Here is a 26,477-nt window from a genome sequence, read left to right as displayed (position 1 = left end):
TGCTCGATTTCATGCACCCGTCTTATTTTCTGTAAACAAGTCATATACCCGGGCTAAACTCTTTTCATCTCCGACATTTCCAGGAAAAACAACATACGGAGTCTCAGGAAATCTGGTCTCCTCACCCAGTTGCCACACAGGAACGCCGGGAATAACCTGTCCCAATACGATAGCTCTTTTCATCCCCAATCCTTTAACGGCAATGTCGTTGGATGTAATCCCTCCTTTGGCAATTATAAATGCCGGCTGGAAGTTGATGTTGGCAACCAATTGAACCAAAAAACTGGTAACCTTTTCCCCTATAGCAAGGCTCTCTTCCGCGCTGGCTCCCGAAATCAGTTCCCGGGAAGTATATACCACCACATCAATTCCTTTTTGTAATTCGTTCTCAATGTTGTCCACCAAAACATTCATATAAGTTTTTGTAGCACTCGAGTCATATACAATTGTATCAACAGAAATAGGAAATGGCGAAATCCCCTCTTTTTCCAACAGGAATTCCAATTGAGAAGTAGATTTTTTGACATAGGATCCGACGATCGTCAAGCCCCCTTTCGATGCTCCGGAAACATTGTTTGGCTTCCACGGTTTTGCTGCTATGCCGGCAAACGCGGAAACGAAGGAAGCCGCAGTTCGAAAATTAAACCCTTTTCCCGCTTTTATCAATTGATGGATTACCAAACAGGTCATTTCCAAATCTCGATAGGTTTTGCTGTTGATGACCATGATATCATTGGGCTGCAATGCATTTAGCCTTTCGGATATCACTTCAATGCCAGCATGAATATCCTCAATGGAAAGGCTTTTCACATCTTCCTGCTTGATTTTGCCCTCGGACTTCTCTTCTATCCACTTGGTCAAATCGGAGTTGATATATCCAAAACTTTTATCTTGGGCGAAAACTGTCTCCGAAACCGGGATTTTTTTTTCACCTTCCAAAATATAATGAACGTTGTTTTCGGTTATCCTTCCTCCTTCAAAAAATGCCGGAGTTAAAAGAACCGGCAAGTTCGCCATAGCTGCCGACTGACTTAAAGCAGTTACTTCGGTGGGGAAATATCCTCTCAGGGTGGAGTCACTCCTGCTGACAATCATGAATTTCCGGCCTGTTTTCAATGACGCGTTTAGCAAGTTCCGGCCTATTTCAGTAGCCCGGGAAGTGGCCTCCTCCTTGGGAAGACTTCGTGTGTTTGCCAGCACAAAAAATAAAGGGGTTTTTAGATTGAATTCATGAATAAATGCATCCGCAGACCAATCGCCCAATACGGGTACATCATGGGCAGTCTGTGTGCCGGTAGGATCATCATCCACAATGACCAAGGACATCTGCTGCCCATAAAACAAGGTGCTAATTCTTTCCTCGAACGGCCTTTCAAGTGGGTCGTAATTATCCATCATTAATTGATTTTAAATTCAGCGGTTTTACAATTACCCTAGCAGGAGCGCCATCTCCCCCACCTACTTTTAAGGGCAAAACCATTAGTTCAACTTCATCTGTTTTTATTTCCTCCAAGTTACAGATACCTTCTACAATGATGATTTTACCGGAAAATAATATACGGTGAATCAGCGTAACCTCCTCCAAATCATTTACATCCGCAACGGAAGGAGGTTCAACGACCAACATTTTGACACCTCTCTCTACTAACCATTTGGCAAGTCCCTCACTGATTCTTGGCAATTCGTTCCTGTACTTCGCCTTTGAGGTGACAGCAAATTGGCTCCATCCGGTATGAATAATCAGGCTATCTCCGGCGTTAAGCTCTTCCCTCAGCGGACCCAAATCATCTACTTCGATCAAAGCGGAAGGAAGGATTCCTGTCAAGTCAAGAATTCTTGCATAGCCCATCAAACTGTCTAACGGGATCTGATCTATAGTTGGTCCTTCTACGCCAAAATGTATAGGTGCGTCCATATGCGTACCCGAGTGGCTATACATTTCAATGGTAGTAGCATTCCATCCGTCCTTCTCCAGATTCTTAGCCTCCCGAAGTTGCACTCCGGGCATTTCCGGACAAATGGTTTGGGTGAGATCAATCCATTCCATTTTTTATTGGTTTAACACAGAGATGACATTTTCCGCAAATTCACCGGTAGTTGCAGTACCTCCAAGGTCTTTGGTTTTTATACCTTTTTCGAAGACACCCTCAATGGCACTTATGATTTGACTAGCAGCTTCGGCTTCTCCAAGATGTTCCAACAACAAGGCTCCAGACCAAATCGTACCTACTGGATTGGCTATTCCTTTCCCGGCAATATCAGGTGCAGACCCATGAATGGGTTCAAACATGGACGGGAATTCCTTTTCGGGATTGATGTTGCCGCTTCCTCCTAGGCCCAAACTACCCATGATACCACCACCAAGATCACTTAAAATATCACCAAAGAGATTGGTTGTCAGTATAACATCAAAATACTCCGGATGCAGGATAAAATTGGCACTGGCGTTGTCAATATACATTTTCTCCAGTTTGACATCGGGATACTGTTCAGAAACTTCTGATATAACCGAATCCCAGTATTTTAAACTATGAATCAAGGTATTGGATTTGGTAACATTGGTGACTTTTTTTCTCCTTTTTTGTGCCAATTGAAAGGCAAAATGGGCGACTCGTTCGATGCCTTTACGGGTAAAAATGCTGGTATCTGTCGCTAAGCCCTCAGGACTTGCCGGTCTGAAAAATGCACCAGACTGTACAAATTCCCCTTCATTGTTTTCCCGGATCACCACGAAATCAATCTCTTTTGAAGTTTTATTTCGAAGAGGGCTTTCAAGCCCCTTAAACAATTTCACTGGTCTATAATTGACATATTGCTGAAAGGCGGTCCGTACTTTAAAGGTATATAATTTGGCCGGCAGCGTATCATCTACCTCCGTCAATCCGACAGCGCCAAAGAATACAGCATCGAAAGATTTCAATGTCTCCAAGCCATCTTCCGGCATAAACGCCCCTTCCTTAACATACCTGCCCGCTCCCCAATCAAAGAACGTATAATTTAATTCAAAGCCGAACTTATTTGCTGCTGCCTCTAGAACTTTAAGGGCTGCGGGTATGATTTCATGGCCAATGCCATCGCCGGGGACTATTGCTAATCGATACGTCTTCATATATTTTTTTATTGTTTAGGTTCTCGTTTTTGGATAATGTTATCTATTGAATCTCAACTTGATATTTAATACTTCCCGCCGGTAACTTCTTTGACCAAATTAAAAAAGCCCCTTTTCCGTTCGGAATTGATTCCCCAGTCCACTGGAACACTTTGGTAGCCTTCCTCAAAAGATTCTCCATCCCTTCTGTAATCAAATAATCCCCATGAGACATAGTTTTCTATCGCCACTGTGAAATTGTTCCGCTCTTTTTCAAAATCATAATGATCATCTTCATTGATGACTACAGGCATTGGCCGATATCCTTCCACTTCCCGCGTCGCTTTAATAAGTTTTTCCATCATTTCTGTTGTTTTCACCCCATTCCCGTGAATCAAAATATAATCGGAAGACTTTACAACATTCGGTTTAGGGGCGGTGTTTCCTTTGTAACTGGTGCTGGCCAATAACCTATTTCCTTTGTGCTCCATGCTTTTTACCAAGTCAATTAGCTCGTGGACTCTAGCCGGTTTTAATATCTCATGATCATAGGCATTGACATCACATTCATTATTCACCTCGATTAAGATGTTTCTGTAGCCTTCCTGTAAAACCCAGTTTACTGAATTTTTTACGGCATTGATCACAGCTTTTTCATCATCTAAATATTGGTCCTGGCCGAAATAAAAAATACCCAGCATCACTACCATATTTAGATCGTCTGCTTTATTGAGAATTTTTTGCAATCGCTTCATAAAGTCTGTTCTGAGTTCCCCGTCAGGATGAAAGGCAGAGTTTACCCACGCTTTATTACCATACCCCGTGGGACTTCCTCCCTGAAGGTTTATAGTGAAAGAATTTAAACCATATTTTTTCCACTCATCCATGGCGGCGACGAATTCATCGGTATTCCGGTCCGGATCCCAAGTATTGGTGTCGGGATATTTGAATAATTGTCGTGTATCCGGATTTAAGTCATCAAAAATACCCTGAACCATCCTGGAGTTTATAAGTAAGCCTTCAATTTTATTTCCTTTCCATACCCTACCTTCATAAGTAGGTTTTCCATTGACATAAAACTGCTCATTCTTTATTTCAACTACCGTATTTCCGGTTTTATGGGATTGCGCAAAGAGCATTGTGGAAGATAGGACTAGACATAAAGTCAGCATCCATAGTTGTTTATTCTTCATGATTTTTAATTTAGCTATTTAAGATTTCAATACAGGCTAGATTAACCTAATATTGAATTATTATTATTTATAGAATAGTACGCTAAGCAACCTACCTTTTCCTTACGAGCATAAACCAGTCTTCCTTGTTATCCCCAGGTAGCATACAGAGGTTCAACCTGTTAGGACTAGCAACAATGATGACACAGGATAGCATATAAATGAATACTTCCATATTCTATTTAGTAAATTGCTCAGTAGGAACTCTATGTATGGTTTTATGAATCATGTGATTTAACTCCACACCATCAGCGGTAGAAATCTGATAACTTATTGACATCACCAAACCCAATGAGGCTTCAATCATATCGGGTACCCCATCAAGTTTACCAATGGAGGTAGCTACAGCACCCGGTTTCAAATCCGGAATTTCTAGAAATACCGATTTACCATCAGCGGATAGACGAATGGATTCAACTTTTACCGGATCAGGTTTTGTTTCTCCTGGATTGTCCACAGAATATAATCTTCCACGGGTGCCATATTGGCTTGTCCAAGGATAGGTCCACTTTTGTAATTGAAAGTTCTCACTATTTGTTGCCACCTCGGGATCTAGATTTTGGCTAAAACGCAGCTCAATTCCACCCGCTTTGGTATTTACAGCTATGGGTATATCCAATGGTTGCCCGGTATACCTCACCCGATGAAAGGAACCCCAATCTTCTCCGATGGATTGCCAGCTAGTCATCCCTGCGATGTATAGGTGTCCATCTTTTTGGAATCGGCCACGCTCAAGTCCTGATTTGAACATGAGGGGTAGGTACAAATGGGCACCCTGCCATACGCCATCAACTTCCTCTTTTAAAATCACAGAAAGGTTTGCACGACCGTATGAAGCTAATAATAAATTGTCCTTAAGCTCCTCAGGCCATTGAGCGCTTGTTATAAACATAGGTTTGGCGGGAGAGTTGTCAATATAATGAGGGGTCCAGACAATTGGCAGTTCAAAGGAATCAGGTTTATCCGATTGATGTGCCGATGGAATAAAGCCGTGGAATGCTCCTTTTTTAATTCTATGTACTTTACTTGTTGGGACCCAGTTCCCTTCATTGTCGGCATATATTATTTCGCCGTCAGCGTTGATATCCATTCCGTTGGGGTTCCGCAGGCCCGTGGCAATAATTTCAAGGTTCTCACCATTCGGCGACAATTTAAAAAGTACTCCGTGATGGGGAGTGATCTCTGCGTTTCTGGCAGGCCCTTGTCCACTGATATAAGGGGGCCACGGGGTGGATTTGGCAAAGTAAAAATTTCCCTCTGCGTCCGTTTCCAAATTCAATGTGAAGGCATGAAAATTCGTTGAAGCCATAAGCTCGTTATTGAAATTCTCATAATAATCCGCAAAACCATCCTTGTTCAAATCATGTAATCTCGTAATTTGGTCACGGCCTATCACATACACTTGGTCATCTACTACCTTAACCCCACTGGGCTGAAACAAACCGGTTGCAAATCGATGCCATTGAAGTGTTTCTAATTCTTCCTTTATGCCATCAACCAACCATACATCTCCACTTAGAGAAACCACTACCGCACGTCCATCGGAGAAGAAGTCCACATCCATTAAACGAATAAAGGATTTCCATGGATTATCAGCCGGTAGTGTAAGCTGATCAACAGTAAATGCCCCTTCATCATTACTGCCCATTACCGCTTCAGTTTGTAGTGTCTCCCATTGGTCTGGCCCCGGTTTTTTATATTCGGACAAATCGGATAAATCCTTAGCCTGATCTAGGTGTGAAGCCATATAATTCGATGCGTTATCAGCCGTAATCGGCCCGATCGAAAGCTTAAAATTACCCGCTTGGTTTAGCTCTGGAAGGTCAAGGATGAGATGACGGTTTTGTATCCTCCAGTTAGCATCTATAACTCCCTGCAATCCTACTATTCGGGTATTTTCTCCAACCTTTATTGTGATATGCGCCTTTGAATTTGACATTTCCACTACCTCAATTTCAGCATTTTCAGGTACTTGCAATACCCGCAAGGACAATGTTTCATTCGTGGGGCTCACATTAAACGTCCGGGAAAATACAGGATGGTCATCAATTTGTTCAAAACCCGGCAATTCAAGGACATCAGTATCACCTATTGTATAGGAAAAAAGGACATTATCGCCGTTTATATATAATCCCTTGTAGTGGCCCAGATTTTTTGGAATTGGCCCGTAAGGCCAAGTTCTTGGATCCTTAAATTTCCCGTCAAGTGACCATCCAGGGGTCTTGCTTGTTTCGAAATGGGTATACCCGTTTGGACTGGGCCAATTTTCCAGTCCATCTCTTTCCAAATACCAATGAAGAAATCCACCTGTCCAAGCACTTGCAACACGCAATAGATCTGTATCAAACGTCATTACTGCCTGGGAATCCTTTCCCAACTTGACAGCAATTCCTTTATTAACAAATATGCTACTAGAAGTAAGCGGATCATAAGCAATTGTAGATGTAACAAATGGCCCATGAATCATAGGATTCATGTTATCCGAAGGTTGAAACTGGGCTTGCAGTGGTATATTTGAGCATATGATTACTGTCAAAGTAAATAATAAACTGAGTAAAAGTTGTTTAAATGAGTTTGTCATAGATCTGTGGGAATATTGCTTTAACCAAAATTGGTAAAGTCAATGTACTTGAAGCGTTTTCTTAATTATGATTGTCTATAATTGATATTAAGAAACTGGATTATAATAGATCTATTCCGTTGAGATTAACCTGCCCTGCATTTGGGTCCAGTGAGCTGAATAGGTACAGATGTATGGATATGTTCCCGGTGGCGGCACTTTGAAGGAGAACTCCACGGTATCCCCCGCATATGCCAATTCGCTGTGGGCGATAATGCGATGCTTTTCTTTTTCCGGAATCCAATCACTCGATATGGCCTGAAGTGCGGCAATCCCCACCGGACGGATATCTTCTTCTTCCCTTACCACTACAATATTATGACTCATATCGCTTTCATTGATGTATCGGATAAGCAAGATATCTCCGGATTTGGCCTTGATTTCTGTTACAGAATAATTCAGATCAATACCTCCAGTCTTCATTTCTACCACAGTGGTATCTGCATACTCCGAAATAGTTTCTAAAGATGTGTTTTGAATTGATGAATTATACAGTCTACTTATTCCCAAATGATCTGACTTCGGCAGGATAAGAAAAAAGGAGACTAGAAATAATCCCAAACATGATAAAGCTATTCCTCTCATAAAATACTCTTTACTAAACTTAAATTTATTGATTTATAAGAAAACCAATTATTAAATTTTTTGAATACCGTATACATTTTTTGATAGGTAAACATACACATATTTCCTGAAAATTTTATTATTTTGGATGAAAATAAGTTTCCTCTGAAAATGTGAACTACGTGAGTTAAGGCCGAACCAATTTATATTTCATCAGTTGATAGGAGTTTGGACTCGGAAGCGAAAACTCCACCTCTTCATTATAACCTACCACGGCGGTGAAATCTTTGCCACCTCCCAATACGTGCGTAAATGTAAAGGTGCCCTCTTGTAGCGAGGGAAGGGAAAACTTCGCTGACTGCCTTTCATTCTTTTCACGGAAGACCAATACATACCCTTCCTGCCTGTCAGGATTTACCGAATGAAACCCCGTCCAAGAGCTTCCAGTAGGTTCTTCCCCAATGGGAAATATAAAACCCGAATGAAAATCTTCCTGATGCTCTTTATATTTTCTAACTGTTTCCCCGATTTCCAAAGCCTCCTCCGGAAGTCCGGTAGCCTCAAACCATGCCAGCGGTTGCCCCGCCATTGCAGTGGCAAAAACATATTCAAAATCGTATTGGGAAGGTGCAAAGGGGTCTTTAGCGGGATACTTGTCCGTATTGCGCCATTTGTTTAAAAACTCTACCTGTAAAAACTCAGGAGGGAAATACTTTGAAAGCATCCATACATTGCGAAGGGTTCTATATGGATAATAATTCCCCCAGTCTGTATAGCGGTTTTCCAAAAATAAGTTCCCGGCATATCTGGTTAGAAAATAGCCGCCCCGGATTCCCGCCGTCAGGTCAAGATTAAAGAATACCTTATTGTCAGTTTCCATTTTCACCTTGTCAAAGAAACGGTGCAAATTTACTTCTGCTGCTTTTGTGGGAATCTGAACCCCATCGATTTTAAAATATTGGATGCCGGTACTGTTATGCAGGTCAACGATTATTTTAGCGTCGTCTTCCCATGCGGCGAAATCATTGGCCATGGATGGGTTAAACCATAATCCAAGACGAATGTCGAAGCTGTTGGCCTTTTCGACCACCTTGTCCAAACCGTTGGGAAACCGGATCGTATGGGGTTCCCAGTCTTCCGGAAGCCACCTCTCCCACAGTTTTCCTTCGCTGCTCGCAGAATTCTTGGAAAGCCCCTGCTGCCAGCCATCATCCAGTTGGTAATGACTAACTCCAAGTTCTCTCGCTACATCCAACTCTTTTAAAACAAATTCCTCACTGATTTTTCCATCCTGTCCCCTATCTCCCCAGGTGTTCATCATGACCATCTCATACATTTCGGGATCATAATTGACGGAATTTTTCAAGTATTCCCGTAAGGCCCATTCTACTGGAGTTCCCCTTTCCGAACGACCTATTGTCAAGGGATATCCCTTCACCCATTCCCCATCCCGAGCGTTAAAGGGAAAACCTGAAAAAGGTACAGTGATATTGGTTTTGGACAGGGAATAATCGTAGCCCGGATAATTAATCTGACTATCTCCATTAGGACCCTCCTTGAGCAAGAAAAATCCCACCTCATTAATCACATCCCTAGACAGCAATAAATTACCCTGAAGTTGCCGGCCAGCACCATAGGGCATGATAGTTTGTTCGTCAACGAGGTTATCATTTCTATCGGTCACATCCCTAAACCTAATCACTTTATGTTTCCAATGGGGAAAAGCAAGTCCAAAATGCTGTAGGTAAGGGTCCTTATCTTCTGGGCTTTGTTTAAAAAAGCTTTCGGTGCCATCCAGCTTTACTTTTTCGGTATCTGCTTGCTGAGCCAAAACCCCATATTGCAGGAAAATTTCCATGGTAATGGCCGAAGTCTCCGGGAATATCTTAAAAACACGCAGTACCTTCACAGAAGCATCATGCTCATTCAGCACCTTCACACGTAGATGGGCTGGAGCGTGGATACTTTGTTTCATAAAATTGATTTGAATATCCCTATTTTCCCTGAAAGGAGCATTCACCAAGTCGAATGCAGGCTCATTACCAACGAAAGTCACCGGATGATTGCCGTTACCATCTGCTATAGCGTGAGGTATAAAATTCCCCTTATTCCAAAGCATGGAGTACTTAATTTTGGAGTTTTGTATAACCAAAGTATCATTTCGAAGATAGGCGCTACAGTCTTTGAATGTTTGTTGTGAAAAACTGTAGGAAACCGAAATAGTGTAAAGACATAATAGCCCGAGGACGAAATTTCTTTTTTTCATAATTTTTTGCAATTCAATCCTCACAACTAATGACTAAGAGGCTTGGTGAGCGGATGTTATGTTTTAGATTAATTTACGAGTAAATTAACAGGTTAAAAATTACTTATGAAACCTAATTTAAAAGTAATAGGGATAATTATAGTGTTGATAAAAGCTTTCAAGCCAACACCATCTCAAGACTCAATTCTTGATTAAGCCAAACGTATTATGACAACCTTGTTGAGTTTTTATTGGATTTTGCTTCTTTTGGGTCCTCCTGACCGCTTTCAGGAGGAAACAAAAGAACTTCATGTCATCTATGTCAGCAGTATCAGCTGGCATACCGGAATCGTTATCCCAGGCTACGCTTTGCCTGATAGCCTCTGGCATGAAGGACATAATTATTCAAAAGCACCTTATCTGGAAATAGGGTGGGGAGATGAAGATTTTTTTACGCATCCGGGATTTAACCTTTGGTATGCATTTAAGGCTGTATTCTGGCCTACTTCTTCCGCATTACACATAAACCCAATTCATTGGAAGTTAGAAGACTTCTATTTTAAGACGGATGTAGTAAAAATTGAACTCAATGATGATCAGCTTTATCAGCTATGCCTTTTTTTGGTAGGCGAATTCAAGCTGGATGAAAACAAAAAAATCATACCTGTCGCGGATGGATTTTATAAAGACAGCTATTTTTACAAGGGAAGCTCATCCTACTATTTTCCCAACAACTCAAATGTCTGGGTTGCAAAAGCCTTGAAAAGGGCGGGTTTTCCGATTCGTCCCATCTGGCAACAGACTACTGGAAGCGTGCTGAGAAAGGTGGCGGAATTTGGTGAATTGGTGATGGAAGGGGAATAGGTGGACAAGATATAAGAATGAGAGGTGAGTAATTTTCATGAAATTTTGAGTTACGTCCTATTGATTCGTTAATATAGATCATTTATTACAAAAAATCACAATAAGAGACCATTCCTTCATTTTGGCGTCTTTTAAGCTGATCTTGAGCCTGCATTACAATATCGCCCAATTTGAAGCGCAGGCTTTTATAAAGTAGTTTCTCCTTGTCCTTCTCCCAACTTACCCATTTTTTAGCCTGCAAGGCTGCGATAATATCAACGGACAAAAACCGAAGTATTAACCAAGATTATTTGCTAATTGGGAATTGAATTCCTAAATTTACATAAATAATGCAAATACAAAGAGAAATAGCGAGTAAAATTTCCAGTGCACTCGGTAAATATCCGATAGTGGCTATCACCGGACCTAGGCAGTCGGGTAAAACAACTTTATGTAAATTACTTAAACCCGATTTTACGTATGTGAATTTGGAAGACATTTCAAAAAGGGAATTTGCCAAATCCGATCCGAAGGGATTTTTAGAAACTTATCAAGATGGTGTCATCATCGATGAAATTCAATATGCTCCAGACTTGTTTTCTTATTTACAGGTTTACACTGATCAACGTCAAAAAAACGGCGAATATATCATCACCGGTTCTCAAAACTTTTTATTGTTGGAAAGTATCTCCCAGTCCTTGGCAGGAAGGGTAGCCTTATTTAATTTGTTGCCGCTTTCCTTGAAGGAACTTGAAAAAGGGAACTATTTATTCGAAAACTGGAAGGAATATGCATTAAATGGTTCATTCCCCAGAAAATGGGTGAATGACATTGACCCCACAGATTTTTACGCAAATTACGTAAGAACTTACGTGGAGCGGGACGTGAGATTAATTAAAAACATAACCAATTTGGATGTATTTCAAAAGTTCATCCATCTACTAGCAGGTAGAACTGGGCAACTGTTAAATCAGAGCAGTTTGGGGAATGAATTGGGTTTAGACAATAAGACCATCAATTCATGGATGAGTCTTCTGGAGGCATCATTTATTGCCTTCCGACTAAAGCCTTATCACAATAATTTTAACAAACGAATTGTGAAGACTCCAAAAGTTTATTTCTACGACACTGGTTTGTTGGCTTATTTATTAGGTATAAGGACCGAATATGATTTGGAAATACATTTTGCAAAAGGACAGGTATTTGAAAATTTAATACTATTGGAAAAAATTAAACAAACGTGGAACAACAACACTCATGAAAATTATTCTTTTTGGAGAGATGTTTCTGGAAATGAAATCGACATCCTCATAGAAAGAGGTCAACAGCTTATTGCAATAGAGGTAAAATCAGGAAAAACACTACATAACGATTTTTTCAAATCACTAGACCAATTTAAAGGATTCAAACCCGATGTCTCCAATTTCCTGGTTTATGGTGGAAACGAATCACAGAAACGGAGTCAAGTTACCATAGTTGGCTTTAAAGATCTGCATACAATTTAAGTGTTGCTTCACGGGGTTTATAATTTTCATGCTTTTTAGCAAAAAAATACATTTTGTATTAGCCCTCCTCGAATTCAACGTCTAAAACGACCCCAATCCCATGGTAGTAGTTTACAATGAAACGTTGGTGAATAAACATTTGCATAAAAATTAGATACGATTCGTCCATAATTTGTTAAATTCAAATATGGAAAAGGAGAAAGCCAAATCTATCGTAAAAGAACCCGATTTGAATTATGGGCGGTATACCTATGCGGATTACCTGTCTTGGAATATTGAAGAAATGGTAGAGCTGATTAAGGGGAAAGTTTTCAAAAGGGCGGCCGCAGCTCCAAGCAGAATTCATCAAAGAGTGACGGGAAACTTACTCACAGAACTGAACATGTTCCTAAAAGGCAAACAGTGCCAAGCCTATGTTGCCCCTTTTGACGTTCGCCTTCCTGTAAAATCCAAAAAAGATAATAAAATATATACCGTTGTACAACCCGACATCTGCATAGTTTGCGATCTAGATAAATTGGATGACAGAGGCTGTATCGGAGCCCCTGACCTGGTGGTGGAAGTACTCTCTCCCGGTAACAAGCAACTTGAACTCCAACATAAATATGAGGTGTATGAAGAATCTGGAGTAAAGGAATATTGGCTGATGGATGCGCTAGGGCAGACACTATTGATTTACACCTTGGTTAGGGGCAAATATCAAAGTTCCCGCTTACTAACGTCCGGTGATAGGGCAAAATCTTCAGTAGTTTTAGGTTTCGAACTGGACTTAGAACCATTTTTTGCCGAGATCACCTGATTGATTAGCAATCGGCATATGAGAGATTCTATTTTTATAACAAGCAACTGTCGCTAACTATGCAATCCTAATTCAATCATGCCACTATTTTTGTTTGTAAACTCTTACACCATAAAGCTCTCCGACGAAACTATTACCATGTCCTGGTCTTTAACAACTCCTGAATTTCTTCTTTTGGCACAGGCAAATCATCCATATTGGCCTCCATCCATTGGGAAAAATCCCGTTCTATTTCATCGTTCCAGCGGGCGTCTATCTGTCCTGGTGTATATTTCCCTTCACGCAGCCGTTGGTGGCCAAACCTATCCCTCAACAAAATCAATTCCCCCGTTTTCACCACTTTTTCAGCCAAGTGGGGAGGGATAAAGATTACCCCATCCAATTTTCCAAGTACCACATCCCCGGGCATCACCGTGACGGGGCCAATTCGGATTGGAATATTTATCCCGGTTAACATCATTTGTTGCTGGTAAGAGGGGTGGGATCCCCTGATAAAGGAGGTAAAGCCGGGAATTTCCATCAACCCATCAAGGTCCCGCACCGTTCCGTTAAACACTACCCCATTCCCTGATTTGGCCGCAATGGAGGTAGCTAAGTTATCGCCAATGATAGGTCCGTCTTCTACCTTACCATAGGAATCAGCCACATATACATCTCCATTTTCGAGCATGTCGATCGGCCACGATACCATATCTCCTATTCGTCCTTCTTCCGCCCCCTTTTCTTCCAAGTGTTTTCTTATCTCGGGACGAAGGGGCATGTATTGGGCAGTTAGGACCCTACCTACCAATACTTCTCCGGGATAAATATTTTCCCAGTCAGTTTCATATTGTTGGGAATAACCTGCTCCTCTCAGTACCGACCAGGCTTGTTCCAGAGAAATTTGTTTCATCCTCTTTAAAATATCGTCAGGTACTTTAGGCCTTCCATCCGGATATCTTTCTCCTTCCCAGTCGGGAGTCAATCCAATCATTTCCTCCCTTTCCATTGTAAGTGATTGCGCATGCAGAAAGGAACATAGGACAAAGAAAAATGGAATAAATAGTAACTTAATTCGGCTGCTTTCCATAGTTGAATGTAGTTATCAGGTGACCTATTTAGAAATGATATATCTTGTTGAAAAGGGCTTTCACTTGAATCAGCCTTTAATCTTTGAAGTAGAAATTTTATTCAAATTTCGCATTTAACTCCACCAGAGTGGGATATCCGCTCCATCCATGACGGGGTTGGGCTTACCATAAAATCCGGGTTCGAAAGGGAATTTTTTCTCTATATTATCCACCAATTCCACTCCATATCCAGGTTTATCAGGAATGGTCAAATAGCCGTTTTTTATCTCATAAGGGTCCTTGAATATTTCCCATTTCAAGGGGTTGTGGGTCATATTAGTTTCGCACATATGACCACTTGGAACCCCTGCCACCAAGTGTATGCTGGCTATGGTGGTAAGCCCACCCACCCAATTGTGTGGGCTGTATTTCTTACCCTGTTTGTACAGCATTTGTCCAATATGCCACCCTTCGGTAATCCCGGTCAAATTAGGGTCAGTCTGGATGAGATCCATTGCTCCGGAACTGGTAAAAGGATAAACCTGATGTCGGTTCCACAAGGGTTCACCCCCTGAAATCATCACAGACGGCATGGCCTCATTTATGGCTATGTGCTGTTCAATGGCTTTGGGGTCATAAGGTGAAACCGGTTCCTCATACCAATAAAATTTCAAATCTTCCAGCACCGGACAAAGCTGATTGAGAATAGTATCCATGTCCCATGGGAATTTCTCAATGCAGAGTTTAAAATCCGGACCGACAGCCGTGCGGAGACGCTGTAAAATGGGGATATATTTCTCCATTGTCATGCCACTGAATTTCCAACTGGTTCCCTGGCGGAATTTAAACGTATCGAAACCAGCCTCTTTATAACGCAGTGCTTCTGCAATAAGCGCTTCATCACCCTTGTCATACCATGCATGCTCCACGCCACCACTGGCGTACATATGAACTTTATTGCTGGGCGTCCGGTCGCCTGATAAAATTTTATATACCGGCAGCCCTTTCGCTTTTCCAATTATATCCCAAATAGCATTGTTGACGCCTGCCCATGCCCCTTCTGCTATGCTATTGTGTCCTTGGTTATTGGTGATAAAATCAACATCAAAGACATTCGCCCCCTTCAGAAGAGGAGTAATGTAGGTGTCGGTATATTTCTTCAAGTTGTCCGGACCGCGATAGGGACTGCCCTCCCCAATGCCAACAATTCCTTTATTTGTAAACACTTGGACTAGGGCCGCATCAGATTTCCAAACGACCAGCCCACCTACCCGCCACAGATAATCCCCTTTATGCACATAGGATAGAGGGGTGACTTTGATGTCCGTGATGGTGATGTCTTCCCGCTCCAAACCTTCAGCGGGATGGGAACGCTTTTCGGTAAAATCACCCGGTACGAATGGTATGGTATTACTGGTACTAAGCTTACCAACAGAAGAGTTGCTTTTGGGAATTCCAGAAGCTAAACTTGAACCGGAGAGGCCGTATGTCAGACCTGCCGCTATCGCGGTTCCCCCGGTAGTAAGGAAAGCCCTCCGGGAAAGGCTTTGATTGTTTTTACTTTTCATTTATCGTAGTTATTATCTGGGTTTATCAAAAACATGTTCCAATAATTTATTTGGAGAAGTTAGGTTTTAAAACGCAAATCATTCTTTATTAGGTTATTGAGTTGAAAAATTTTAAATTCTCCGTCCTATTTTGTATCTTAAACCTTTCAAACTTTAATTGTCTGAAATTAATGAAAAAAAATACTTTTTACGCTAAAAGAAGCGATATTTTTAGTAGGAAGTTTGGATTAAACAAAAATTAAGGTAGATATAAAATTTAGATATTATGCCAAATAACTTCAATATCAATCGCAGAAAATTTATTTCAGTAGGTGCCGCTATAGGTTTAGGCATTCCTTTTTTGGGAAATGCTAAAACAACAAAAACACTTGCTTCACACCTGCAACCGGATATCAAACCTGAATGGCGAAACAAGCAGGCAGGCATGGCCTATAGGCAGTTGGGAAATACCGGCTTGATGATCTCCGAAGTTGTCAATGGTGGTGATCCGGTTAGGCTGGGTAACCTGCGTATGACGGAACTTGCCGTGGAACGTGGATTAAACTACCTGGATATGGCTCCAGCCTACGGTAATGGCGAATGTGAAGAAAGCTACGGTAAAATCATCGACAACAGTGCCAAACGGGAAAAGGTGTTTATGACTACCAAAGTGAGTAACTATACCAATGTAAGAAATAACCTTTACCGGGAGATTTATGATGGACTGCCTAGTAATAGAAAGGAGTATTATCAAAAAAGAGCAGGGGAAATGCGGGCTTCCCGGAATGTGGATAAGCCCGGCTATTTTATAACCTATTGGCCCGGACAGCAGAACTCTTTTGAAGGAACCTACCTAAGCAATGCCATGGCTGCTGACTATGCCCATAAGGTGGAAGGAAGTCCAAAGTTCAAGGAGTTTATCGTTCAGTCCGTTGAGGGCAGCCTGAAACGGGTCGGAACTGACTATTTCGATATTCTGATGTGTCCACACGGTGCCGGATCCTCCGAAGAAGTACAAATTGACGAAACCTTTACCACTTTCGAACAGCTTAAAAAAGACGGAAAAGTCCGTTTCTTAGGATTGTCAAGCCATAATGATCCAGCGGGAGTATTACGGGCCGCCAGAGAAACTGGGCGTTATGAGGTCGCCATGGTAGCTTATAACATTATCAATGGCGGATATATGGAAAGAGAAATCGAATTGGCCAAAGAAAGCGGCATGGGAATAATTGCCATGAAAGCTGCCATGGCGGTGGCTACCCAACACAAAGCACTGCAACCCATACCCGAATGGCGAATTCAAAAAGTGCAACGGATTGTGCCTGGGGAAATGAAAGCTCCAGTAAAGGCTTATATTTGGGCATTGCAAAACCAAAATATATCAGCGGTAATCTCCAATCTTTGGGATGAACAACACGTGGATGACAACCTTTCAATTGCCGGTAAAAAGGTAGAGTTGCAACCGGGTTAATTCTATGCGAAATCAGTCCTGAATAGAGTTTGGTACTTTATTATTGGTTTAACTTCACTTTGTTTTTCTGAGCACCACCTTTTTTCCTCCCATTTGTTCCATTTCAATCAATTCATCGAACTCTCGTCTGCCAAAACCTCTAATATGTTTATCAAAATCTTTTCCTGCCTTTCCTGAATGGCTATCAGTCTTTCTTGGGAATTGCTTAATTTTTCCAGGCCTGTTCTAAGCTGATCCACGGCTGTTCCAAGCTGATCCATGGCAGGAACAAGCTTTTCCACTACATAAGTTATTTTTGCCAAACCGCTTTCAAACCTGTCCTGCCGGATAAGCATTTCAGAAAGAAGTTCCACGATCTTATGTTCATTTTTCATCTGTTTATAATTTGATTTTTAACGGTCAGATGGAATCTCGCTACGATAATCATCCCACTGTGTGACGTTTTCGTCATGCTCGATTTCATGTGTTTATAATTGTTTTTTAATGGCCACATGGAATCTCGCAATTATAATCATCCCTCCGTTCGTCGCCTTCGTCATGCTCGATTTCATGGTTAAATTTAAACATTTATGGTTAAATAAACGATGGGCGATTGGAAAATGTTATTCGATGACTTATACGTGGCAGTTCTCACCCTGACGATATCCTTATCAAATTACTCGATATCCCCAAAAAAATCTTCCAAATCCAACTTAAACCCATCGATTACCTTCGACTCCACCACATCACCGGACGTAAACAAATGTGAGGGTTCATATTTTCCATTTGAAAGACTATAGATTAGCAAATCCTGGGTTTCAGCATGAATAATCCAATACTCCCGAACCCCGTTTGACTCATAAAGCTCGAACTTATGCTTCAATTCAGTTTTGCTGTTGCCGGGCGAGAGAATTTCCACGATCAGGTCCGGAGCTCCTATACAGCCCCGGTCATCGAGTTTCTCCGGATCGCAAATCACAGAGATATCCGGCTGTACGACATTAAATATTTTTTGATCTGCTTTTGATGAGGTGGGAAAACGTACGTCAAACGGGGCAGTATAAACCTCACATTTTTTTCCTTTAAGAAAACCGGCTAATCTCAGGGTCAATTCGACAGATACTTTTTGGTGAATCCTTCTGGGGGCGGCCGCAGCTTTTTTAAACATTTTCCCTTTAATCAGTTCAACCACCTCGTCCATCTGCCAGGTTAGGTAGTCGGCATAGGAATAGATACCGTATTCTAAATCGGGTTCCTTAACTAAATCGGGTTTTTTGCCTTCCATGTATCAAATTTTCAATTTTATTTGCTATCATTTTTTAGCTTAAAAACCCTGCTGCTGGATTCTTCTGCTGTAGGAAAATCATGAGGTATGGGTATGGTGACCTTTCCGGTAGCGGCCCATTCCGCACCTCTTAAAAATGAGATGATAAAACCAACGCTTTCAATGGAGAAATCATCGTGCCCGAGTGCGGTATGAAATATTCGCCCTTCGCCGTAGTCGACCACCATTAGCATTGGTTCGTGCCGGTCAGTAGGAGCTTTGCCCGAAACATCCTTGCCTGTAGCCAGTATGGTCATATTTTCGGCTGGTCCTCGCAATTGGGCATAGCATTCATCCTCAGTGGTTAGCCATACTTCCGGCATTCCATTAGTGATAGGATGGTCTTTTATGCGAAGTGTGATGGGAAAAATATGACTTGGTCCATGTGCGCCACTTTTTCCCGGAGAAATATCACGTATTAGTTCGCCTTCATTAGTATAATACACATAGGGCCCGTCTTTTTCGGTACGATCACCCCAACCACCAAGACCAATCATTTTATTGTATTCCAGCCAGTCAGGAAATGAATTGTTTGCGGCATGCACAGACACAAACCCTCCACCGGAGGACATATAATTTTCCAACGCTTTTTGGGCGTTCTCAGGCCAATCTGCAGCTTTCCATCCGAAATTTGATATTACAACATCATAATTCTTGAATTCTGGGAAGAAATTCGGATCCTGTTGCGGGTTTTCCAGATCTGTTGTTTCTCCAACTCCGGCTAATGGCAGGTACTCCTTTTCCCTTTCTGCTCCCCAAGTAAACTTGGTCCTATAAACATCTACCTGAAAAAGTCCTGTTTCTTCCAGGTACTGCTTCATCATTATGGTAGATTTTGGCCAGACAGCATGGTTATTTTGTCCGTCAACAATTAAAGCTTTTAAGGGAGCGTTTCGTTTTGGTTCATTATAATCCTTGGTTTCTTTGCCTGTGTCAGGCTTATACAGACAGTGGGTTTTAGTACCGGATGTTGCGCTCAAATTTAATGAAAGCAAGAACATTACGACATAAGGAAGAAATTTCATATGATTAATTTTATGTTTTTAGAGTAACGGTATTTCTATTATTTTAAAATCTCACGCTATTTACTTTCTTTTTAATCCGCTCCCAGTCGTATTCCTTGTTTATATCACCCCATCGGCCGAGAACAGTTTTCAGGGTGTCATCAATTTCGGGAAGCGCCCTATACAGTCGATATCGATAATCTAAAGATAGAGAATATCCCGGATTTTAGCCAGTTCCAAGACATGCTCCTTTTAAATCAGGCCTTAAACGGCTGACCTTTTTAATGGTCACTCAATTCGGGTACATATTATTGAAAAATCAAAATGTTATGCCTAGCTACATTTTAAAGGACTGCCACGTTACCATTTTCCAATCCCCTTCCATATTGATATAAACATTCGTGTACCTAAGTCGAAGGTTATTGGGTGTGCCATCTGGGTGTTTGCGGTGGTAGGTGCATTCTCCATTAATGATGGCTGTATTGCCATAAAGTCTGACCTGGGAACTTTCGAGCGTGATATCGTCGTAACGTCGGTCACCAGTCGCAATGGGGCCTATAAAGCTGTCTTTGGTATCCACAGCTCCATTTGAATGGATATAATATAAGTCCTCACTGATCACCTCTTGAAGAAAATCAATATCGCCCTCCACCACAGCCCGGAAACGTTTTTTTTCCAGCTCAAGCACCTCAGAAGCTAATGAATCTTCATCATTAGTTGGTCCGGCACAGGCAAAAAATACGATTAAAATTAAGAAATGGCAATATAATTTCATGGTGCTAGGTGTTTTGGGTTAATAATTAAATTTAAAATTAAGAAAAAATCACATACAGACAGCCGAATTAGTTCCTTTTAGGAGGTTAATTTAGCTTTAGGATTAAATGTACTACTACGTTGTAACCTCTGTTTCAACATTTGATACCTGAGTACTAACTACACATAGGGTAATTTTTTTAGCTTTAATTCTTGCATTGTTAAACAACCATGTTCCCCCCATAGTGGTGGCAGAAGTGATCAGAAACGTGATTGAAAATAGCCCTTCTCAATTAAGGTTTACAGCTGGACCCGACGCATGGCTTTTAATTAGTTTTAGAAGTTCTCTCAGTGATGAGGACTGGATAAATTCCGTAAGTATGGACCAACAATCCTGGGCAATGGGTATGAAAGAAGGGTTTCAACTGGATGTTATGCCTTATATGGAAAAGTAAGTATTTCCGAAAGGAATCTTATGGAGCCTAAATGTCGCAAAGAAATAATTTATTCCCTTATACATTAATATTTAATAAGCCATGAAAAAAGAAAAAGCAACTACTAAAGAACAGGAAAAAACCTTATTTGGAAAGTATTTTGGGCAAGTTGCCTGGGTAGTTCCAGATATTGAGGAATCCGCAAAATATTTTCAGGAAACAATGGGTGTTCCTCATTTCATGAAAATGGAAAATTTACGATCCCAGGATTTGGAAGGCACTTATAATGGACAACCTGCCGATTTTGAATTTCACCTTTATTTGGCCATGTCCGGAGGTACCATGCTGGAGTTGATCCAACCGGTTTCAGGAAAAAGCATCTTTACCGATTTTCTGGCCCAACAAAAGAATGGCGGTATACAGCATATCGCTTATATGGTACAAGCCCCAGAATTTGATGATGCAGTTGCTCAGTTGGAAAAAAAAGGTGTCACGGAAATTCAACGCCTTATTTTACCCGTAGCGAAAGTTGCTTTTTTTGACACCTATACCGACATTGGAGTTGCAACTGAGATAATTGGATTGACAGAAGCTGGAAATCAGCTTTTAGAACAGCTCAATACGGGAAATTATTAAGCCTTAGGGCAAATGTAGATGTATATGCCAATCCGAATGATTTAATTTCCCTTGGAAATCCTATTATCATTATTATTCTGATAACTTGAAAAATCAATTTTCCCCAAAGGGTCATTCAAATCACTTTGCTGCTGGAGTAAGAGCGCTATCAGCTCACTTTTCACACGTTGATAAGCGGGGTCATCTGAACGGTCTCTCAGCTCTTCCGGGTCTTTTTCCATATCAAATAGCAACAGTTTATTGAGTTTTGGATAGACGATCAGCTTATGGTTATCAGTCCTGACCATACGCTGCAGGTCTAGGTAACAACTATAAATAGCAGGATAGGCACTTTTTGATCCCTCCCGGATATAGGGCATCAGGCTGTTAAAAACCATCTCCTTTGGTTTTTCCACGCCCGCCAAATCCAACATGGTGGCACTTACGTCCTGCAAAAACACCTGCTGACCAAATTTTTTGCCTTTTGGTATATCCGGACCGCTTATCAGCAAGGGGGGCCTTATACTGTGATCAAACATATTTTGCTTGCCCATCAATCCGTGATGGCCAACCGCAAGACCGTGATCAGAAGTGAAAAGAATATAGGTGTTGTTCATTTTCCCTGTTTCCTCCAAGGCGTCCAGAATTTTCCCGATTTGAGCATCCATATGGGTGATAATGGCATAATATTCCTGGATGTTTTTCCTAACGGCGTAGGCCGTCCTGGGAAAGGGTGCGAGGGCCTCGTCCCTTAGTTTTTCACTCAAGCCAATGCTGTCTTTATAAGGGTACATATCCATGTGGCTGGGTGGCAAGGCAATGCTTTCCACGGGATACATGTCCACATATTCTTTGGGGGCCTGTCGGGGATCATGGGGAGCATTAAACGCCAAGTACATCATAAAAGGGGATTCACTTTTTCCGGCCTTATCCAAAAAACCCAGCGCATCATCCGCCAACACCTCAGACCAATGTTTGCCCCCTTGCCAAAAACCCTCAAAACTTTTATCCCATGGTTGCCAGGTGGTATCTGCTTCACTTTTGGGCCTATCATAGCCTTCAGGCGTCTGATTGGGCATACCTGGTCTTACATGCACTACATTTTGGAAAATGCTTTCAGCTTTGGCTTTCACGTGCCATTTGCCGGTCATATAAGTTTCATAACCCACCTTTTCCAATAACTGGGGCCAGAATTGTTTTTGGTCAGCTCTGTTTTGGAAATCGCTTTCTTTTCGGTGGGCATCCCAGACAGACAATCCGCTAATCATCATTGCCCGGCTTGCCACACAGACGGCTCCGTTCCAAGCACCCATATTATAGGCATGGGTAAAAGTGGAACCCTCCTTAACCAATCTATCCAAATTAGGAGTATGCACCTCATGTTGCCCGAGCGCACCGATCAGGTCATAGCGCTGGTCATCGGAGAAGATAAAGAGAAAGTTGGGTTTTTCTTCAGGAGTATTTTGGGCATGGGAACCTCCTGATATGAAAAGGATGATAACAAGAAGGAGTATTTTGCTATTCATAATTAGGTTATTTATTGAGCTATAAATATACTAATGGTAATCCGCAATCATGTTAATGATTTAAAAATATGCTAGGGGTCAACGCTAAGGACGTTTCCATATTTTTATAAGGCAAAGTGTTGCAACCCATACACGAGTGGGAAATTCAAAAGGTTCAACGAGTATTGTAGGGGGTAATGAAGCTCCTTTAAAATCTTAAACTGGGTCTTGCTGAACTAAAAATATCCGCAATAACTTGCGGTCTTTGGGGCAAAGAACATGTGAATGAAAACCACTCGGAGGCAAACGGCAGTCTCAGGGAAGGATGCAAGAATATCGGCCTGATCATTTTAAAGTTTATCCCGTTCGGAATTAAACAGATGTATCTTCCACCAAATTGGTTTCATATGAATGGAGAATTTGATTTTTATTTTATATTATTGAACTAGTATAAATTTAAGGACATGAAAGCAATAGAGACTACAGGACGAATTAATCAAGACGGTGGACTACTTCTCGACCAGCCTTTGGTTGTAAGAGGAAAATTAGTAAAAATCATTATCTTAATCGAAGAGGATGAAAACGAAGTAAAAGAATGGATTTCTGGAATTTCAACAAATCCTGCATTTGACTTTCTCAAAGATAAATTAGAAGATATTTATTCTATTACTGATGGGAAGCCTTTAAATGATTAAACATAAAAATCATATTGGTCCCTTTTCCCTTTGATGATTTCAGTGCTACAAAAGTACGGCCTGCTGTATGTCTGACAAACGAAATTGGAGACCACCAACATGTAATTATTGGTTTCATTAGTAGTCAAATCCCTATTAAGCCAACTGTTTCAGATATAATACTTAAACAAAAAGATAGTGATTTTGCTAAAACGGGTTTGGCCGTAAAATCTGTTATCAGACTACATCGTTTGGTAACTATTCCTAAAGAATTAATCAAAAGGCAACTAGGTAATCTATCTGCAGATCAACAACAAGAAGTTAATCGAAGACTGAAAGAATTGTTCGAATTATAAAAAAACTTGTGTTTCGGCTATGGCAGGGGACTCACCACAAATCATAAATATTGGGAAAATCCGTTCTGATATCCTTTGGATTGATAACTCTATTTTCCATTCCTGACACCAAGTCTTTCTATCTGAGGCCTAGTCATACCATTTACAGCCACTATTTTAGGACAATCCTGCCTTGGTTTTAAACCTGAGCCCAAAATACCACCTAACCATTTGCTAGGCTCAGCTTTTTTGATACCTCTATTTCAACATTTAATACCTGATTACTAACTACTCCTATGTTTTTTTATTAGCTTTAATCCATTCTTTAGAAAAAGCAATACTAACATAGATAGTCAACCTAAACCCAAATATTATGGCCATAATACTTATAACAGGAAGTAGCACTGGAATAGGGTTTGCAACAGCCGAATTGTTGGCAAAGAATGGACATAAAGTGTATGCCAGCATGCGCAACCCAAAAAATTCCCCCCAATTGGCAGAACTTGCGGAAAAAAACAACCTTCCAATTACCATTCTCCCGTTAGATGTAGACCATGACGAATCCGTAAAGGAGGCCGTAACATTTATTCTTACTGAAGAGGCTGGTATTGATGTACTGATCAATAATGCAGGCATTGATACTGTAGGACCTATAGAAGAATTACCCCTAGAGGAAATTAAAAAAATAATGGAAACAAATTATTTTGGTACTGTACGGTGTATCCAGGCAGTATTGCCTTCCATGAGGGAAAGAAAAAGTGGATGCATCATTAATGTGACTTCTATAGCAGGCAAAGTATATACCAATTTTCATGGTCCCTATTGTGCCTCCAAAGCGGCGGTAGAGGCTTTTAGTGAATCTTTGGCTCAGGAAATAAAGGAATTTAACATCAGGGTAGCTATTGTTCAACCCGGTGTAATTGATACTGGAATTTTTTATAAAAATAAACCAGTTCCTGAAATTACAAGCTATCCGGCTATCAAAAGATTTAGGGCTTTAGTACTTGCATTATTAGACAACCATGTTCCCCCTGTAGTGGTGGCAGAGGTAATCAGACACGTCATAGAAAACAACCCTTCTCAATTAAGGTTTACAGCCGGCCCCGAAGCCGAACCATTAATAAGCTTTAGAAGTTCTATCAGTGATGAGGACTGGATAGATTCCGCAAGTATGGACGAACAATACTGGGCGGTGGGTATGAAAGAAATATTTCAACTGGATATAATGCCTTATTTGGAAAAGTAATTATTGCCCCTGAAAGGAATCTTATAAAGCCTAGATGTAGCAACTAAATAATCTATTCCCCTATACAATAAATTTAATAAGCAAAGAAAAGAAAATAAGTTATTATTTGCTTCCTTCCAAGCCTTTCCAGTTACTCCCAAGTCAATACCCCGGCACCTGTTGCCCATTCATTGTATTTTCGCTCCAACTCTAACACCAAATACTGACATCATTCAATTCGGTCCGGTCGGACTCCAGGTCATAAAGTTCCCAAATCCGCTCGCTTTGTTTATGAACAATTTTCCATTTCCCATTTCTGCCGGCTTTGTTACCCCGGTGTTCCCAAAACAGGTATTCATGTTGGTAAAGGCCGGTAAGCAGTGCTGCCCTACTGGGAAAGCAGCTTGAAGTATTGTAAAACTGCGTCATCACCAAACCATTCCGTGCCAGGTGCTCTTTATTAGGGGTAGCGATTTTCAGCACCAAAAAATCCAAGGTCCGAATATCCCATATCATCTGCCATGATCAAAATAATATTTGGTTGGTCGCTTTGGGTTTGGGAAGGGCCCGAGCAGGAAGCCATAACTGTGACCGCAAGTATTGCACTTTTAAACTTAAAGTTTAAGGGATTTTTTATGGCGTAATTTCTGGCTTTTTACTTGCTTTTCAATTAAAGGTATCGGAAAAACAGCTTTTGGCAAATTGATGTATATCAAATCATTTCAAGGGACTGGGCGGATCCATTAAGATAGGCTTTTCAAATTCCTCTTCCATGGTATATGGAAGCATGTAAACCTTGTCACCGTTGGAATTGGTGAAATAAATATGAGAAATGGAAAATTCCTTGGAATTGCCATCTGCCCACATGCCAAAAAACGGATCTTCCGGATTATGGGGGCGACGAAGGTAACTGTGGTTTCTTGGGCTGTTTTGGGTAACCGGACCTTTTAATGACCATGTATTGCCATTGTCTTCAGAAGTCCAAATCCCCACTTCCCCTCCTGTATAATAAGGCTGGGGTCCCGGTTGAAACATCTCAATATACACTTTTTTTGTTGACGGACTTCGGATCCTCAACCACTTCCCCGCTATTTAATTTTCCGTTAATCGCATCCAACCTAAATGGCTTGCTTGCATCATAATACTGACTTGAAATATCCAGGTCAGAGATCAGGATGCCAGCTTCATTTTGATCCACCCATAATTCTCCTTTATATCGGTAGAAACAGGAAACTGACAGGTAGCCACCCTGATTTTTCCGCTTTCCGAATGATTTCCCTTCTTCTTTTCCCCTACTTTTGTCGTGTAATCTATTTGCACCCTTCCTTCAACAGCCCATGCAGAGTTGACTTCCATCAGAGAGATGATCAAGAAAACAACGCTCCTGCAAATCCAATATATCGGCTTATGAGATTTCATTTTCATGGTTAATGATTTTGGTGTTGCACCTTAACTGAAAGCGTAATTTACGAGAGTAATACTGAATTCCCTTACTATCATACCTTTCAATAATAATATTTTATATTTTTAACACCTAACCATCGAACCTCTGATGGGGAAGACAGCGCATTGAGGTATTAAGTTTCACGCATTTGCGAATAAGCAAATATGTTACATCTAAGAATTCAATTGTTGGTTTTTTTAACCACATAGTTACATAGTTCAC

The 26,477-nt window shown here is 41.1% G+C and carries 27 protein-coding genes; 9 read left to right on the top strand and 18 right to left on the bottom strand.

Going from position 1 to position 26,477, the window contains the following annotated elements; genetic code table 11:
- Window positions 1–9: 9 nt before the first annotated feature.
- From FQ608_RS07190 to FQ608_RS07160, 7 genes are all read right to left on the bottom strand, one after another.
- Entirely contained in the window at window positions 10–1,398 is a 1,389-nt protein-coding gene (locus FQ608_RS07190; protein ID WP_158857149.1) for a four-carbon acid sugar kinase family protein, read from the bottom strand.
- Window positions 1,388–2,047, bottom strand: coding sequence for a cyclase family protein (locus tag FQ608_RS07185; RefSeq protein WP_158857148.1), 660 nt, complete (start codon window positions 2,045–2,047; stop codon window positions 1,388–1,390). The genes FQ608_RS07190 and FQ608_RS07185 overlap by 11 nt, the downstream gene beginning before the upstream one ends.
- Window positions 2,048–2,050: 3 nt before the next feature.
- Window positions 2,051–3,109, bottom strand: coding sequence for a tartrate dehydrogenase (locus tag FQ608_RS07180; protein WP_158857147.1), 1,059 nt, complete (start codon window positions 3,107–3,109; stop codon window positions 2,051–2,053).
- 65 nt (window positions 3,110–3,174) lie between these two features.
- Window positions 3,175–4,281, bottom strand: coding sequence for a hypothetical protein (locus tag FQ608_RS07175; protein ID WP_158857146.1), 1,107 nt, complete (start codon window positions 4,279–4,281; stop codon window positions 3,175–3,177).
- Between the two features lie 217 nt (window positions 4,282–4,498).
- Window positions 4,499–6,796 (bottom strand): DUF6797 domain-containing protein, encoded by a 2,298-nt coding sequence (locus FQ608_RS07170; RefSeq protein WP_158857145.1) that lies wholly within the window; start codon window positions 6,794–6,796, stop codon window positions 4,499–4,501.
- Window positions 6,797–7,012: 216 nt separating this feature from the next.
- Entirely contained in the window at window positions 7,013–7,525 is a 513-nt protein-coding gene (locus tag FQ608_RS07165) for a plastocyanin/azurin family copper-binding protein (RefSeq protein WP_158857144.1), read from the bottom strand.
- Between the two features lie 166 nt (window positions 7,526–7,691).
- Complete coding sequence (locus FQ608_RS07160; RefSeq protein ID WP_158857143.1) at window positions 7,692–9,623, bottom strand: alpha-galactosidase; 1,932 nt, start codon at window positions 9,621–9,623, stop codon at window positions 7,692–7,694.
- Between the two features lie 354 nt (window positions 9,624–9,977).
- Here FQ608_RS07160 and FQ608_RS07155 point away from each other — a divergent pair, with 354 nt between their 5' ends.
- Window positions 9,978–10,613: a DUF2459 domain-containing protein gene (locus tag FQ608_RS07155; protein WP_158857142.1), complete on the top strand. Its 636-nt coding sequence runs from the start codon at window positions 9,978–9,980 to the stop codon at window positions 10,611–10,613.
- A gap of 85 nt (window positions 10,614–10,698) precedes the next feature.
- On the opposite strand, the gene FQ608_RS07150 is transcribed toward FQ608_RS07155, so the two are convergent.
- Window positions 10,699–10,878 (bottom strand): hypothetical protein, encoded by a 180-nt coding sequence (locus tag FQ608_RS07150; RefSeq protein WP_158857141.1) that lies wholly within the window; start codon window positions 10,876–10,878, stop codon window positions 10,699–10,701.
- A gap of 64 nt (window positions 10,879–10,942) precedes the next feature.
- On the opposite strand from FQ608_RS07150, the gene FQ608_RS07145 reads away from it, so the two are divergent.
- Both FQ608_RS07145 and FQ608_RS07140 read left to right on the top strand, forming a co-directional pair.
- Window positions 10,943–12,097 (top strand): ATP-binding protein, encoded by a 1,155-nt coding sequence (locus FQ608_RS07145; RefSeq protein ID WP_158857140.1) that lies wholly within the window; start codon window positions 10,943–10,945, stop codon window positions 12,095–12,097.
- A 187-nt stretch (window positions 12,098–12,284) separates the two neighbouring features.
- Window positions 12,285–12,896 (top strand): Uma2 family endonuclease, encoded by a 612-nt coding sequence (locus FQ608_RS07140; RefSeq protein ID WP_158857139.1) that lies wholly within the window; start codon window positions 12,285–12,287, stop codon window positions 12,894–12,896.
- Between the two features lie 133 nt (window positions 12,897–13,029).
- Here the strand turns inward: FQ608_RS07140 and FQ608_RS07135 are convergent, their stop codons facing one another.
- Window positions 13,030–13,965, bottom strand: coding sequence for an RraA family protein (locus tag FQ608_RS07135; protein ID WP_158857138.1), 936 nt, complete (start codon window positions 13,963–13,965; stop codon window positions 13,030–13,032).
- A gap of 114 nt (window positions 13,966–14,079) precedes the next feature.
- Complete coding sequence (locus tag FQ608_RS07130) at window positions 14,080–15,513, bottom strand: mandelate racemase/muconate lactonizing enzyme family protein (RefSeq protein ID WP_158857137.1); 1,434 nt, start codon at window positions 15,511–15,513, stop codon at window positions 14,080–14,082.
- Window positions 15,514–15,778: 265 nt separating this feature from the next.
- On the opposite strand from FQ608_RS07130, the gene FQ608_RS07125 reads away from it, so the two are divergent.
- The gene (locus tag FQ608_RS07125) at window positions 15,779–16,963 is read left to right on the top strand and encodes an aldo/keto reductase (protein ID WP_158857136.1); all 1,185 of its coding nucleotides are present in this window, start codon (window positions 15,779–15,781) and stop codon (window positions 16,961–16,963) included.
- Between the two features lie 107 nt (window positions 16,964–17,070).
- Here the strand turns inward: FQ608_RS07125 and FQ608_RS07120 are convergent, their stop codons facing one another.
- The 4 genes from FQ608_RS07120 to FQ608_RS07105 all read right to left on the bottom strand — a co-directional run bounded on the left by FQ608_RS07120 (window position 17,071) and on the right by FQ608_RS07105 (window position 20,045).
- Complete coding sequence (locus FQ608_RS07120) at window positions 17,071–17,337, bottom strand: hypothetical protein (protein ID WP_158857135.1); 267 nt, start codon at window positions 17,335–17,337, stop codon at window positions 17,071–17,073.
- Between the two features lie 281 nt (window positions 17,338–17,618).
- On the bottom strand, window positions 17,619–18,227 hold the full coding sequence (locus FQ608_RS07115; RefSeq protein ID WP_158857134.1) for a Uma2 family endonuclease: 609 nt from the start codon (window positions 18,225–18,227) through the stop codon (window positions 17,619–17,621).
- 17 nt (window positions 18,228–18,244) lie between these two features.
- The gene (locus tag FQ608_RS07110; protein ID WP_158857133.1) at window positions 18,245–19,291 is read right to left on the bottom strand and encodes a ThuA domain-containing protein; all 1,047 of its coding nucleotides are present in this window, start codon (window positions 19,289–19,291) and stop codon (window positions 18,245–18,247) included.
- Between the two features lie 316 nt (window positions 19,292–19,607).
- On the bottom strand, window positions 19,608–20,045 hold the full coding sequence (locus tag FQ608_RS07105) for a nuclear transport factor 2 family protein (RefSeq protein WP_158857132.1): 438 nt from the start codon (window positions 20,043–20,045) through the stop codon (window positions 19,608–19,610).
- 196 nt (window positions 20,046–20,241) lie between these two features.
- Between FQ608_RS07105 and FQ608_RS07100 the strand changes: the two genes are divergently transcribed.
- Together FQ608_RS07100 and FQ608_RS07095 are read left to right on the top strand one after the other, a co-directional pair.
- Window positions 20,242–20,478 (top strand): hypothetical protein, encoded by a 237-nt coding sequence (locus FQ608_RS07100; RefSeq protein WP_158857131.1) that lies wholly within the window; start codon window positions 20,242–20,244, stop codon window positions 20,476–20,478.
- An 81-nt stretch (window positions 20,479–20,559) separates the two neighbouring features.
- Window positions 20,560–21,093: a VOC family protein gene (locus FQ608_RS07095; RefSeq protein WP_158857130.1), complete on the top strand. Its 534-nt coding sequence runs from the start codon at window positions 20,560–20,562 to the stop codon at window positions 21,091–21,093.
- A gap of 41 nt (window positions 21,094–21,134) precedes the next feature.
- On the opposite strand, the gene FQ608_RS07090 is transcribed toward FQ608_RS07095, so the two are convergent.
- A complete protein-coding gene (locus tag FQ608_RS07090) occupies window positions 21,135–22,598 on the bottom strand; it encodes a sulfatase-like hydrolase/transferase (RefSeq protein ID WP_158857129.1) in 1,464 nt (487 codons plus the stop codon).
- 443 nt (window positions 22,599–23,041) lie between these two features.
- Between FQ608_RS07090 and FQ608_RS07085 the strand changes: the two genes are divergently transcribed.
- The 3 genes from FQ608_RS07085 to FQ608_RS07075 all read left to right on the top strand — a co-directional run bounded on the left by FQ608_RS07085 (window position 23,042) and on the right by FQ608_RS07075 (window position 24,832).
- Window positions 23,042–23,272 (top strand): hypothetical protein, encoded by a 231-nt coding sequence (locus tag FQ608_RS07085; protein WP_158857128.1) that lies wholly within the window; start codon window positions 23,042–23,044, stop codon window positions 23,270–23,272.
- Between the two features lie 14 nt (window positions 23,273–23,286).
- A complete protein-coding gene (locus tag FQ608_RS07080; RefSeq protein WP_234364109.1) occupies window positions 23,287–23,607 on the top strand; it encodes a type II toxin-antitoxin system PemK/MazF family toxin in 321 nt (106 codons plus the stop codon).
- Window positions 23,608–23,959: 352 nt separating this feature from the next.
- A complete protein-coding gene (locus FQ608_RS07075) occupies window positions 23,960–24,832 on the top strand; it encodes an SDR family oxidoreductase (protein ID WP_158857127.1) in 873 nt (290 codons plus the stop codon).
- A gap of 189 nt (window positions 24,833–25,021) precedes the next feature.
- Here the strand turns inward: FQ608_RS07075 and FQ608_RS27885 are convergent, their stop codons facing one another.
- The 3 genes from FQ608_RS27885 to FQ608_RS07060 all read right to left on the bottom strand — a co-directional run bounded on the left by FQ608_RS27885 (window position 25,022) and on the right by FQ608_RS07060 (window position 26,236).
- Entirely contained in the window at window positions 25,022–25,327 is a 306-nt protein-coding gene (locus FQ608_RS27885) for a sulfatase-like hydrolase/transferase (protein WP_317168901.1), read from the bottom strand.
- Between the two features lie 201 nt (window positions 25,328–25,528).
- A complete protein-coding gene (locus FQ608_RS07065) occupies window positions 25,529–25,846 on the bottom strand; it encodes a hypothetical protein (RefSeq protein ID WP_158857126.1) in 318 nt (105 codons plus the stop codon).
- Between the two features lie 135 nt (window positions 25,847–25,981).
- Complete coding sequence (locus FQ608_RS07060) at window positions 25,982–26,236, bottom strand: hypothetical protein (protein WP_158857125.1); 255 nt, start codon at window positions 26,234–26,236, stop codon at window positions 25,982–25,984.
- Window positions 26,237–26,477: the final 241 nt, after the last annotated feature.

The sequence above is a fragment of the Lunatibacter salilacus genome (genome assembly GCF_009797935.1).
In the GTDB taxonomy this organism is placed as follows: Bacteria; Bacteroidota; Bacteroidia; order Cytophagales; family Cyclobacteriaceae; genus Lunatibacter; species Lunatibacter salilacus.
This window is presented reverse-complemented; position numbering and strand designations above follow the sequence as displayed.